This window comes from Paenibacillus sp. MMS20-IR301, assembly GCF_032302195.1.
Taxonomy (GTDB): domain Bacteria; phylum Bacillota; class Bacilli; order Paenibacillales; family Paenibacillaceae; genus Paenibacillus_AQ.
Genome location: NZ_CP135275.1, coordinates 2,025,760 through 2,037,893, shown reverse-complemented (window position 1 = coordinate 2,037,893; position 12,134 = coordinate 2,025,760). Strand labels below are relative to the sequence as shown.

Genomic DNA, 12,134 nt, shown 5'->3' with positions numbered 1-12,134 from the left:
CCATGACCAGAAAGCTGTATTATGAATCGGCTTATTTGCAGGAATGGAGCACCACAATCAGCGGGTCATTAGAGCGTGAAGACGGAATCTACGTGACGCTTGCTGAGACTGCCTTCTATCCCCATGGGGGCGGACAGCCCTGTGATACAGGCTACATAGGACAGATTCCGGTGCTGGATGTGGTACTGGAAGGGGACGAGGTGCTGCATAAGGTGGCGCAGCTGCCGGAACAGCCTGCGGTTCATTGCCGGATCAGCTGGAGCCGGAGATTCGACCATATGCAGCAGCACAGCGGCCAGCATTTGCTCTCGGCGGTATTTCGCGAGCTGTACGAGGCAATGACGCTCAGCTTCCATCTGGGCAGCGATTATGCCACGATCGATATCCAGCTGCCGGAGCTGTCAGCGGCACAGCTGGCGGAGGCCGAGCACGAGGTTAACAAGCATATTTACATGAACCGCAGCATCACCAGTACCTTTGTTACGGCTGAGGAAATGGCTGCGCTGCCGCTCGTGAAGCTGCCGAAGGTGACCGAGAATATCCGGATCGTGGAGATCGAAGGTGTGGAGCATAATGCCTGCGGCGGTACACATGTGTCTTCAACCGGAGCGATTGGCATGATCAAGCTGCTGCGGTCCGAGAAGCAGAAGGGCAATATCCGGGTCACCTTCAAATGCGGAGGCCGGGCGCTGGACGAGTTCAATGACCATGTACGCATTCTGGCCCAGCTGTCCGCCAAATTCAATACCGGCAAGGATGAGATTCTGGACAGGATAGGGAAGTGGGAGCAGGAACAGAAGCTGCTGCAGGCCGAGCTGACTGCGGTTAAAGAACAGAATGATCTGTACTTGGCCAGAGAAATTCTGTCGGAGACGGAGCCGGGCAGCCGGGTAGTAACGCATGTCTCTGACACCAGAACACTTAAGGATCTGCAGAGTCTGGCAACGAAGCTAACAGCGCTAACCGAGCTGCCCGTTCTGCTGCTTACAGAAGCTGAGAACAAGGCGGTGCTTGCGCAAAGCGGAGCAGCCGGAATATCCTGCGGAGCATTCTTTAAGGAGCATCTGGGCGGCTTCCAGGGCAAGGGCGGCGGCAGTGACAAGCTGGCCCAAGCCGGTTTCCCGTCGCGGGAGGAGGCCCAGGCCTTCTATGATTTTGCCAAAAGACAGTTCTAATATACAGTAAATGAAGAGCTATGGAGGAATCCGTAGCTCTTTTTTCATTGCAGCAGTGAAAAGGAGTACGCTCCCGCCGAGGCTCGCCCTGGTGGGTGAATTTGTTCTGTTTTCTAGGTGCAGAGTTAAGGATTAATTAATAATTGCTGCTTTATACTCAGGGCATGAGCTTCATGAAAGGAGAATTCATTGTGTTCCTGAAAATTCTAAAAAAAGACCTGCGGCGCAAAAAGGTCATGAATACGGTTCTACTGGTGCTGATTACCCTGGCTTCAACGCTAGTCGCAAGCAGTTCCAGCCTGATGTACTCCACCTCAAAAGCGCTGGACAGCTTCATTACAGGCAGTAAAGTAGCAGACCTGAATATTACAGTGGAGAATAAGCCCGGATATACGGCAGACATTCAGAACTGGGTGAAGGATGAGCCGAAGGTCGCAGCCGTCTATACCTCGAAGCAAATTCCCTTAACACTGAATCAGATTGGCCTGCCTGAGGGCCGGACCGGCTTTTCCGGAAATACAAGTATAGTGCTGTCCGGCATCCCGGATCAGGTGAATCTGATCTTCGGAGAGGACGATAAGAGGTACACGCTTCATCAGGGGGAGATTGGACTACCGGCCAGCCTGATGCTGAGCAGCGGGGTTCAGCAGGGCGAGAAAATTACACTTCAGCTCGGAGAGTTCAGACAAACTTTCACCGTCAGCGGCTATTTCAAGGATGCATACATGGGAGCGGATCTGCTGGGCCTCAAACGCATGATGATTACAGCTGAAGATTTCACCGGGATTGAAAAGCAGCTGCCGGATGATACCTTACTTAGTCTTTGGAGCTTCACCGCAGCGCCTGGTGTGGCCCCGGCTGAACTCTCGAACGTCTTCGCCGGTGCTGATCTTCCGGTTAAATTTGAGGTCGACAAGTCGCTGGTATCCATGGCTTATATGACGGACCGCATTATCTCTGCGATGATGTTCGCGATCAGCCTGTTCCTGATCTTCATTGCGCTGCTTACACTCCGGTTCACAATTGTCTCTACCCTCCAGGATGAATACAAGGAGATTGGCATAATGAAAGCGACCGGGTTCAGGAGCATAGCCATTAAACGGCTGTATTTAACGAAATATATGGGTCTCTCCCTGTTTGGGGGTGCTGCGGGTCTAGGGATTAGTCTGCCGCTTACCGGTCTGATGTCGCGCAGGACTTCGCAGTATATGATTATGCCCGGCGGCAGCACCAGCATCATTATTTCAGCTCTCAGTACAGTGGCTATGATCGGCTTCATCCTGCTGTTCTGTCTGCTCTGTATGCGCAAAATTAATAAAGCTTCAGCAATAGATGCCATCCGGTATGGCCAAACCGGTGAACGCTTCAAGGCTTCACGCAGAATTCATCTGCATACAAGCCGGTTCCTGCCTGCCCCCTTATTTCTCGCGCTGAGTGATGTCCTGAACCGTCTGAAAAGCTACACCTCGCTCATTTTGACACTGATCCTGAGCACAGCTATTATGCTTATTCCGGTGAATCTGACGAATACGATCGTTACTCCTAAGTTTTTGGAGTATTTCGGTACGATCGAGGCAGATTTGTACAGCCAGACGGTGCTTGGCGACTTTTCTACCTCAGAGCTTGAGCACCGGAAGGCTGAGATTACACAGAAATTGCGGGAGAAGGGCTTCGATGTAACGCTTTCCGCCAATTATACCTTGAGAACCAAGTATATTTCGGATAACGGACAAGAGAACCGCCGGGTCAATGGACAGAAGAATGACCTGAATACATCCGTTTCCATTCTGGAAGGGACGGCGCCGGTTCTGAAGAATGAAATTGCGATAACTACCATTATGGCTGAAAAGTACGGCAAGCAGATAGGCGATTCAATTGATTTCGAAATAGACAGTGAACTAAGCACTTATCTTATTACCGGATTATTCCAAAGTATTTCGAACGAGGGTTATGCGGTCTGGATTGCCCGTGACTATGACCCGCAGCTCGTCAACGCTTATGTATTCTCGGGGAATATCAACGCACCGGAAGATCAGAAAGCAGGGATTGCCAAGGAAATTCAGGCGCAGCTGGGCGATTTGAACCTTAAAACCTCGTTCGAAATGCTGGGAGAGATCACCGGAGGCTTCATGGGCCAGCTGCGCAGCATCAATGCTCTGCTCACTGCAGTTATCTGTATCATTACCTTCTTCATTAACAGTCTGTTCGTCCGGCTGCTGATTACGAAGGAGGTACACGGTATTGCAGTGATGAAGAGTATCGGATTCACGAATTCAGCCATCCGGCAATGGCAGATACTGCGTATTCTGATTATTATGGCGGCTTCCACAATTCTTGGTGTTGTTGCAGCCAATACGCTTGGCGGACGGCTGCTTGGAATGGTCTTTAGAATATTCGGTTTAACGAAGCTGGACCTCAATATTGTACCGCTTCAGGTCTATGTGCTCTATCCGCTGCTGATCCTTGCAGTCGTCATGCTGGCGGTATTTACGAGCTGCGGCCAGATTAAGCGGGTACAGGTCTGGAATATGAATAAGGAATAAACCGGAGTAAACCGGAAGAATCCACCTGAGGAGGAATACAATAATGACAGCAGTTCTTCAAGTAACGAATTTATGTAAAACGTATATTGTCAACAAGGTTCAGAATAATGTGTTGCGGAATATCAATCTGACGCTTCATGCAGGGGAGTTCGTCTCGGTGATGGGGCCGTCCGGCTCAGGCAAATCCACACTGCTGTATACGGTCAGCGGAATGGACCGGCTGACGGCGGGTGAGGTGGTGTTTGACGGCCAGAGTCTCTCCGGGCTCTCTGAGAAGGGGATGGCTGAGCTGCGGCTGCACAGGATGGGATTCATCTTCCAGCAAATGCATATGCTGAGCAATCTCTCCGTTTATGATAATATTATTCTATCAGGTTACCAGGCTTTATCCGGCACAGGAGCCCGGCGCAGCCGGAGTGAGGTGAACCAATCTGCCGATGCGCTGATGCGCAAGCTGAACATTATTGAAACAGCCGGCAATGACATTACAGAGGTATCCGGCGGACAGCTGCAGCGGGCTTGTATCTGCCGGGCATTGATTAATGAGCCTGCGATGCTGTTTGCTGACGAGCCGACAGGGGCGCTCAATTCCAAAGCAGCCCAGGAAGTGATGACCGAGCTGTGCCGGATTAACCGTGAAGGGACCACGCTGATGATTGTGACGCATGACGTGAAGGTAGCCGCACAGAGTGATAAGGTTCTATATATGGTAGACGGCAATATTCAGGGTGAGCATATCCTGGGCAAATTTTCGCCGGAGCAGGGTTCAAGGGAACGGGAACACAGCCTGACGGGCTGGCTGATGGAGATGGGCTGGTAAGAAGCAGCAGGGAGAGAAGGCCATGACAGATATTCTGATTATTGAAGACAATGCTGAGCTGGCGGAGGTGATTGGTGATTTTTTGCAGGTGGAGGGATATTCGGCAGTGATTGCCGGCAGCGGGGAAGAAGGGCTGGCCTATCTTGCAGAGCATCCGGTTAAGCTGCTGCTGCTTGATATTATGCTGCCGGAGCAGGATGGCTTCACAGTCTGCCGGCTTGTCCGGGAGAAGTTCAATCTGCCGATTCTGATCATGAGTGCACGTCATGGCGACGATAACAAAATTATCGGCTTAGAGCTTGGAGCGGATGATTATATGGAGAAGCCGTTCTCGGCAAATCTGCTGACCGCCAAGGTCAAGGCTCACTTGCGCCGCAGCTACGACATGAACGACAACAAGCAGCTGCTGGCTGACGGGGATCTGACCGTGAACCGGGCGGCGATGCAGGTAATCAAAGACGGTCGGCCGCTTATGCTGACTGTGAAGGAATATGAGCTGCTGGTGCTGCTTATGAGTAATAAGGGTAAGGCGCTGCGTAAAGACTGGCTGTTCCAGCAGGTCTGGGGGGCAGACAGCTTCAGCGAGCCATCAACCCTGACTGTACATATCAATAAGCTGCGTGACAAAATCGAGCATACCCCCAAGGAGCCGAAGCGGATTATCACCGTCTGGGGAGTAGGATACAAATATGAAGGTCTTTGACCGGCTGATTCTTTGGACGATACTGGCCGGATTCATAGGGATTGCCGTTCTGAACGGATATGTATACTCCCGGGATGCCTCAGCTCCTGTTAAGGCCTACCGCGTAGAGGTCAACCGGATGATGAGCCGGATCAACGAAGGGCAGAAGCCGGAGGATATTGTTCTTAAGCAAGGCGGTTATACATATGTGAACAAATTAAGCTGGGTTGGAGCGTCTGCGGGGCCAGAGGCGGTGGAGCCGTTTTTTGCCGGCAAAGGGGCTGCGGATGATGCGGAATTCACAGTTAAGCCGGTCTACCGGGGGGCTTCGCTGAGTGGTTATGTACGTTTCGACTATACACTGCCCGAGCGGAGCAGCCGTCTGTATCTGCTGCTGAATCTGGTACTGCTGGCCGCGCTGGGCACATTAACCGGGGGGCTGCTCTATATCCGGAAGCAAATATTGCAGCCGTTCCATACACTTCAGGAGCTGCCTTTTGAACTATCCAGAGGACAAGTGAATACAGGCATGAAGGAGCACCGGAGCCGGTTCTTCGGCCGGTTCGTATGGGGGCTGGACCTGCTGCGGCAGACGCTGGAGGGCCAGAAGCAGACCAATCTCCGCCTGGAAAAAGACCGCCAGACCCTCGTTGCCTCGCTGTCACATGAGCTCAAAACACCGGTTGCCGCCATCCGGCTCTATGCCAGTGCACTGGACGGCGGGCTCTACGACAATGAGGAGAAACGGCGGGCAGCCGCCCGGCTCATCGGCCAAAAAGCGGAGCAGATAGAACAGCTGATCGGCGGGATCATTACCGCCTCCGTATCCTCCCTGCACAATATTGAAATTGTTCCCGGAGAGTTCTATATCAGCGGGCTGATCCGGGCGGTTATCCATACCCATAAGGAGCGGCTTACGCTGCTGAAGACTGACCTGCAGATAGAAGCGTATGCGGATAAACTGCTGCTGGGAGATCAGGATAGGCTGCTTGAGGTTATGAATAATCTTATTGAAAATGCGATCAAATACGGCGATGGTCTATCCATACGCATCACTTTCCGGGAAGAGGATTACCGGCAGCTGATTGTCATTGAGAATTCCGGGGAACCGCTCTTGCCGGGTGAGCTGCCGTATATCTTCACCAGCTTCTGGCGGGGCTCGAATGCAGACGGGAAGCCGGGCAACGGCCTCGGACTGTTCATCTGCAAGCAGCTGCTGCAGAAGATGGGCGGGGATATCTATGCGGAGCCGCTGGAGCGGGGGATGCGGTTCGTGCTGGTGCTGCGGTATTGAAAGCCATAAAGGAGATGAATTATGAAGTTTAGCGGAGTATGTATAGAGACCGATGATGCCCCTTTACTTGCAGGGTTTTACTCAAAGGTCCTGCAAGAGGAGCCGTTAGTTGAAGGCAGCCACTACGGATTCAGTAAGATTGCCGTTTACAATCCAGGTAACGTAACCGCAGCAAAGGTAAGGAATGTGTGGTTATCATTCAGTACCCCGGACATTGATGCGCTATACGGGCGGCTGCTGCGGGAAATCCCCGGAATAGAGATCATCGCACCGCCCGAAAGGAAACCGTGGGGAGCCTACTCGGTGTGGTTCCTTGACCCGGACGGCAACCGTATTGCTGTGTACCAGGAAGATGAGAAGTAATAATACTGGTTACATCTATTCATTTCTGCGGCTGTTGAAATGAAACGGATACACTGAAGGACCTGATCAGCAGCGGACAGCCGGATCAGGTCCTTTTGTGTACTGCGAATATCAGCTGATGATGGTGCTTCTGGAGCTTACGCCATCAATAGTACAGAAGAAGCTTTGATGACGGCTGTAACGGGAGAACCTTCCTTCAGCTCCAAGTCGCGAAGTGCTTCCACTGAGATAATTGAGGTGAGCTTCTGGCCGCCGGTATCCACTACAATCTTCGCATTAACTTGTCCTTCTTCAATCGATATTACGGTTCCCTCAAACTGGTTTCTGGCGCTGATCTTCATTTGCTCACTTTCCTTTCATATACAGGATATAACTAAACAATACTAAATATAACGATAATCTACAATATATTTACAAACGTTTTGGCAAAAAGCATAATAGAGTTTGAAAGTAAACGGTAACAATGATAGATGTAGAGGTGTTATATGATGATTGAATTGAAGCTTGAGGATTATTCTGCGGTTAAAGCTTTCTTCGATAAGAAGCAGCAGCATATTCCGGCAATGGCAGTTCTGCTGGGAAGCTATCCGGGCAGGGTATTCACAGATTGTGCAGCAGCACCAGCATTGGCAGTTGTGTGGGCTACAGGAAGATGGATGTATGCTGCCGGTGAGATTCGTTCGGCGGAGCAAAGGCTCGGGCTGGCGGCTTTTTTGCAGAGTATAGTAATTCCTGTATGCAGGCTGCATGGTGAGCAGTGGTTCGAGATCTACACAGAAGATTCTGAGGCATGGACCGAGCTGCTGATGTCCGGGCTTGAGGGGTTGAAGGTGCACAGGCATATGGAATCGGTGTATGAATTCGGCCGGGAGAAGTTTGAACAATTGGAGCGGCTGGAAGAGGAAAGTGCCAGTATCAGTGCAGATTCCGCAGCTGCTAGGGTTACTGTGGATCTCGTGAAATTTCCGCTTCTTGAAGATCAGGATGAGGTTCATTTTGAAGTTCATAACCGGTTCGGAGGGCTGACTACTATAGGGGCTGTCGTTAGAGCGGGAGAACAGCTTGTTTCAGTCTGTAAAAATAACGGGTTCACCGTGAACAGCAGATATTTCATAGATGTGGATACCTATGCGGAAGAGCAGCGGGGGAAGGGATATGCAACGCTTGCAGCGCGTTCACTGATCCGTTACTATCTTGGGCAAGGCCGGCAGCCGTTATGGGAAACAACACATGAGAACAAAGCTTCTCATAAGCTGGCACTTAAACTGGGCTTCCAGCCTGTGGAGAGCTATCCGGTGTTTGCTTTTGTGATTGAATCTTGAGATGAGCGTGAACTTCGGCTCAGTGGTTAATATACAATATAACCCAGTGACAGGAGGGGAAACTCATGAAAACGTTTGGACGAGGTATGCTGTACTCCATCATCGTAGTGGTCATCCTGCTGGCTATTTCATTTGTAATCGGAAAGACGATCACCCTCCCGTGGTTTGTATTTATTCCACTGGTAGTACTTGTATGGGGAATCGCCTTCTACCAGTCGAACAATGAGGACCACTCTTCAAGGTGACTAACGAATTAAGATCAGATGGCTGGGGCAGGCGGAATCTTTCATTCCGTCTGCCTGTTTAATTTCTAGTACGCAGGAAGTTGTGAATCATACTGCATTCATCCTGGATGAATGTATCGTCCAATCTTCAGCGCCAATCAGTAGCGCCGCCCGCAGACTGGACCTCACTGCACAAACCGTTCATAATAAGATAAGTTGTTAACGGTTTCGCAGAGTCTATTGCAATGTGCAATCTATCACAATCTCAAACGGAGGTTTAGGCGATGAAATACCGCAAGCTGGGGAACACAGGCTTAACTGTAAGTGAAGTCAGCTTTGGCACCTGGGCCATTGGCGGTGACTGGGGCAACAGCAGCGATGAGGATGGATTAAAGGGCTTGCAGCTGGCGATGGAGCAGGGAGTGAACTTCTTCGATACCGCCGATGTCTATGGTGCAGGTCATGCCGAAGAGCTGTTGGCTAAAGCAACTAAAGGCAAACATGACGAAGTACATATTGCTACTAAATTCTGCCGGGCCGGAGATATCCATGATCCGGATAACTATTCCGCCCGCCGCATTAGTGAATACTGCGAGCAAAGCCTGCGCCGTCTGGAGCGGGAAGCGATTGATCTGTATCAGATCCATTGTCCGCCAATAGAGATTCTGCGTGACGGCAGTGTGTTCGCAGCTCTGGACCAGCTAAAGGCCGAGGGCAAAATCCGTCATTACGGCGTCAGTGTGGAAACGATTGAGGAAGGTTTGCTGTGTCTGGACTATCCGGGTGTTGCCGCGCTGCAGATTATCTTCAATCTGTTCCGCCAGCAGCCGGCACTGGAATTATTGCCGCGTGCTGCTACCCGCGGAGCAGGAATTCTGGTCAGGCTGCCGCTGGCCAGCGGACTGTTGACCGGCAAATTCAAGGAGAGCAGTACCTTCCAGGCGAATGATCACCGCCATTTCAATGCCAATGGAGAGCAGTTCAATGTTGGTGAGACCTTCTCCGGTCTGCCGTTTGCTGAAGGGGTCCGGCTGGCCCGCCAGCTGGAATGGATTGCCGGAGGGCGCGGCAATATGGCCAGAGCCTCGATGCGCTGGATTCTCGATCATCCGGCTGTCAGCTGTGTGATTCCGGGCTTCAAGAATGAGGCTCAGGTGGCGGATAATCTGGCAGCATCAGAGGTTCCGGCTTTCAGTTCAACTGAAATGGAGCGGCTGAGCGGATTTTATCGCTCTGAGGTTGCTCCGCATATCCGTGGAGGGGTGTAGCCTTACCATATGAACAATATTACTGTCGGACTGCTTGCCCATGTAGATGCCGGCAAGACGACCTTCGCCGAGCAACTGCTCTACCATACGGAAGCGATCCGCAGCCGGGGCCGGGTAGATCATCAGGATACCTTCATGGACACCCATGAGATTGAAAAAGCGCGCGGAATCACCGTTTTTGCCGATCAGGCAGAATTTCAGTACAAGGAATCCCGTTATTTCCTGCTGGACACTCCAGGCCATGTGGATTTCTCCCCCGAGATGGAGCGCTGCCTGCAGGTGCTGGATTATGCAGTAGTCATTCTGAGCGCAGTGGAAGGTGTGGAGAGCCATACCGAAACCGTATGGCAGCTGCTGCGCCAGTATAACATTCCAACCTTATTCTTCATTAATAAAACCGACCGTACCGGCGCGAACCCGCTGCGGGTGCTGGATGAGATCAGGCAGCTGCTAAGCAAGGATGCTCTGCTGCTGCCTCCGAACCCGGAAGAAGCATTAGGCGAGGAGCTGAAGTCCTTCATTGCCGAACGTGACGACTCGCTGCTGGAAGCTTTTCTGGAAGGGGATTTGACTGATGCGGCAACCTGGAGTGCACTGACGGCGATGGTGAAACGTGCAGAGATCTTCCCTTGCCTGCAAGGTTCTGCCCTGCTTGACCAGGGAGTGGATGAATTTCTGGAGTATCTGGACAAGCTGGCCTATACGGAGTATGATTACCAGCAGCCTTTTGCCGGAAGAGTCTATAAAGTCCGCCATGATGAGAAGGGCACGCGCATCACCTATATCAAAGCCCTTCAAGGCGTGCTGAAGAACAGAGAGCATCTCGCCTACGGCGCTGAACCGGAGAGGTTATCTGAGCGTGTCACTGGAATCCGCAAATATAATGGCGTTAAATACAGCTCAGCTGACTGGGCCGCGGCCGGAGAGCTGTTCGCGGTGACCGGCCTGTCCGAAGCCCTTCCCGGCACGAGTGCCGGAGAATTGCAGGAAGCTCAGGGCAGCGGTCTGATCCCGACATTGAAATCCAAAGTCCTATTCGCGCCGCCGGTGCATCTGAAGGAGCTGCTGCATGCCTTTGGCCAGCTGGGGGCGGAAGATCCGTCACTGAATGTAAGCTGGGATGAAGAGCTGCAGGAGCTGCATATTCATGTGATGGGCGGCATTCAGCTGGAGATTCTGGAGCAGATTATGGCAGAACGGTTCCGGATAGCGGTAGCTTTCGGTCCGCCGGAGATTCTCTATAAGGAGACGATTGCCGATACCGTATACGGCTGCGGACATTTCGAACCGCTGGGCCACTATGCCGAGGTGCATCTGAAGCTGGAGGCGGGTGAGCGGGGCAGCGGGATAGTGTATATCAACAGCTGCCATCCGGATGATCTGGCGGTGGGATACCAGCATCAGATCGGGCAGCATTTGCTGGAGAGCGGACATCACGGGCTGCTGACCGGCTCACCGCTTACCGACCTGAAGATTACCCTGCTGAGCGGGAGAGCGCATAATAAGCATACGAGCGGCGGGGACTTCCGGGAAGCTGCACTCCGGGCATTGCGCCAGGGGCTGGAGCAGGCTGAGAACCTGCTGCTGGAGCCGGTCTATGAGCTGAAGATAAGGATAGATCCGGATTACGTGGGAAAAGTAATGAGTGATATCCAGCAGGCGAGCGGCAGCTTCCTTCCGCCGGAGCTTACAGAATCCAAGGCTGTAATAACCGGCACTGTTCCCGTAGCAACCTTCATGAATTACGGGGTCAGGCTGGCCTCTATGACACAAGGCAAAGGCTCACTGTCACTTAGAGTGGCTGGTTACCAGCCTTGCCACCAGACAGTTACTGTCATTAAGCAGCGGAATTATAATAAAAATGCTGATCCGGTATACTCGTCCACCTCTATTTTTTGTGCCAAGGGCCAGGCTTATCCGGTGCCTTGGGAGGAGGCGGAGAGCCATATGCACATCACAGTACGCAAACAGAAGGAGCAGATACAACAATGACTGGACATATTGATAAAATCGCCTGGATTTACATAGTGGACGGCAAGGTGCTTGGTGCCCGCTCAAAAGGGAAGGATACGTATTATTTCCCTGGAGGCAAACGTGAACCTGGTGAGAGTGATGCGCAGACGCTGATCCGTGAAATTGAAGAGGAATTGTCTGTGCAGATTATTCCGGAGACAATCGCTGAGTTCGGAAGCTTTGAAGCTCCGGCTCATGGTAAAGCGGAAGGCGTGCTGGTCAGAATGACATGCCTGACTGCAGAGTATACCGGAGAATTGCAGCCGGCATCCGAAATTGAGGAATTAGCCTGGCTGACTTATGCGGACATCGATCGTGTGTCGGCTGTCAGTGTGATCATTATGGATAAGCTGCGGGAGCTGGAGCTGCTGTCCTGATCACTTGCAGGATTAGCGCCATGAGGCATTGGATTGATAGATGTTGTTTGTCT

12 protein-coding genes are annotated in these 12,134 nt (G+C 52.0%); 11 read left to right on the top strand and 1 reads right to left on the bottom strand.

Going from position 1 to position 12,134, the window contains the following annotated elements; all coding sequences use genetic code 11:
* The first annotated feature begins 2 nt into the window (after positions 1 to 2).
* The 6 genes from LOS79_RS08970 to LOS79_RS08945 all read left to right on the top strand — a co-directional run bounded on the left by LOS79_RS08970 (position 3) and on the right by LOS79_RS08945 (position 6,877).
* On the top strand, positions 3 to 1,175 hold the full coding sequence (locus LOS79_RS08970) for an alanyl-tRNA editing protein (RefSeq protein WP_315418359.1): 1,173 nt from the start codon (positions 3 to 5) through the stop codon (positions 1,173 to 1,175).
* Positions 1,176 to 1,348: 173 nt separating this feature from the next.
* Positions 1,349 to 3,718: an ABC transporter permease gene (locus LOS79_RS08965; protein WP_315418356.1), complete on the top strand. Its 2,370-nt coding sequence runs from the start codon at positions 1,349 to 1,351 to the stop codon at positions 3,716 to 3,718.
* Positions 3,719 to 3,761: 43 nt separating this feature from the next.
* A complete protein-coding gene (locus tag LOS79_RS08960; RefSeq protein ID WP_315418353.1) occupies positions 3,762 to 4,538 on the top strand; it encodes an ABC transporter ATP-binding protein in 777 nt (258 codons plus the stop codon).
* Between the two features lie 22 nt (positions 4,539 to 4,560).
* The gene (locus tag LOS79_RS08955; RefSeq protein ID WP_315418350.1) at positions 4,561 to 5,241 is read left to right on the top strand and encodes a response regulator transcription factor; all 681 of its coding nucleotides are present in this window, start codon (positions 4,561 to 4,563) and stop codon (positions 5,239 to 5,241) included.
* Complete coding sequence (locus LOS79_RS08950) at positions 5,228 to 6,514, top strand: sensor histidine kinase (RefSeq protein WP_315418347.1); 1,287 nt, start codon at positions 5,228 to 5,230, stop codon at positions 6,512 to 6,514. Before LOS79_RS08955 ends, LOS79_RS08950 begins: the two co-directional genes overlap by 14 nt.
* A 21-nt stretch (positions 6,515 to 6,535) precedes the next feature.
* The gene (locus LOS79_RS08945; protein ID WP_315418344.1) at positions 6,536 to 6,877 is read left to right on the top strand and encodes a VOC family protein; all 342 of its coding nucleotides are present in this window, start codon (positions 6,536 to 6,538) and stop codon (positions 6,875 to 6,877) included.
* A gap of 137 nt (positions 6,878 to 7,014) precedes the next feature.
* Here LOS79_RS08945 and LOS79_RS08940 read toward each other — a convergent pair whose 3' ends face one another.
* Positions 7,015 to 7,218, bottom strand: coding sequence for a TOBE domain-containing protein (locus tag LOS79_RS08940; RefSeq protein WP_315418341.1), 204 nt, complete (start codon positions 7,216 to 7,218; stop codon positions 7,015 to 7,017).
* Between the two features lie 144 nt (positions 7,219 to 7,362).
* Between LOS79_RS08940 and LOS79_RS08935 the strand changes: the two genes are divergently transcribed.
* The 5 genes from LOS79_RS08935 (at position 7,363) to LOS79_RS08915 (ending at position 12,081) form a co-directional block, all read left to right on the top strand.
* Positions 7,363 to 8,199: a GNAT family N-acetyltransferase gene (locus LOS79_RS08935; RefSeq protein WP_315418338.1), complete on the top strand. Its 837-nt coding sequence runs from the start codon at positions 7,363 to 7,365 to the stop codon at positions 8,197 to 8,199.
* Between the two features lie 65 nt (positions 8,200 to 8,264).
* Complete coding sequence (locus LOS79_RS08930) at positions 8,265 to 8,444, top strand: hypothetical protein (RefSeq protein ID WP_315418335.1); 180 nt, start codon at positions 8,265 to 8,267, stop codon at positions 8,442 to 8,444.
* Between the two features lie 263 nt (positions 8,445 to 8,707).
* Positions 8,708 to 9,691: an aldo/keto reductase gene (locus LOS79_RS08925; protein ID WP_315418334.1), complete on the top strand. Its 984-nt coding sequence runs from the start codon at positions 8,708 to 8,710 to the stop codon at positions 9,689 to 9,691.
* 9 nt (positions 9,692 to 9,700) lie between these two features.
* A complete protein-coding gene (locus LOS79_RS08920; protein ID WP_315418331.1) occupies positions 9,701 to 11,683 on the top strand; it encodes a TetM/TetW/TetO/TetS family tetracycline resistance ribosomal protection protein in 1,983 nt (660 codons plus the stop codon).
* Positions 11,680 to 12,081 carry an NUDIX hydrolase gene (locus LOS79_RS08915; RefSeq protein ID WP_315418326.1) on the top strand — a complete coding sequence of 134 codons (402 nt, stop codon included), beginning with the start codon at positions 11,680 to 11,682 and terminating at the stop codon, positions 12,079 to 12,081. The genes LOS79_RS08920 and LOS79_RS08915 overlap by 4 nt, the downstream gene beginning before the upstream one ends.
* Positions 12,082 to 12,134 lie beyond the last annotated feature (53 nt).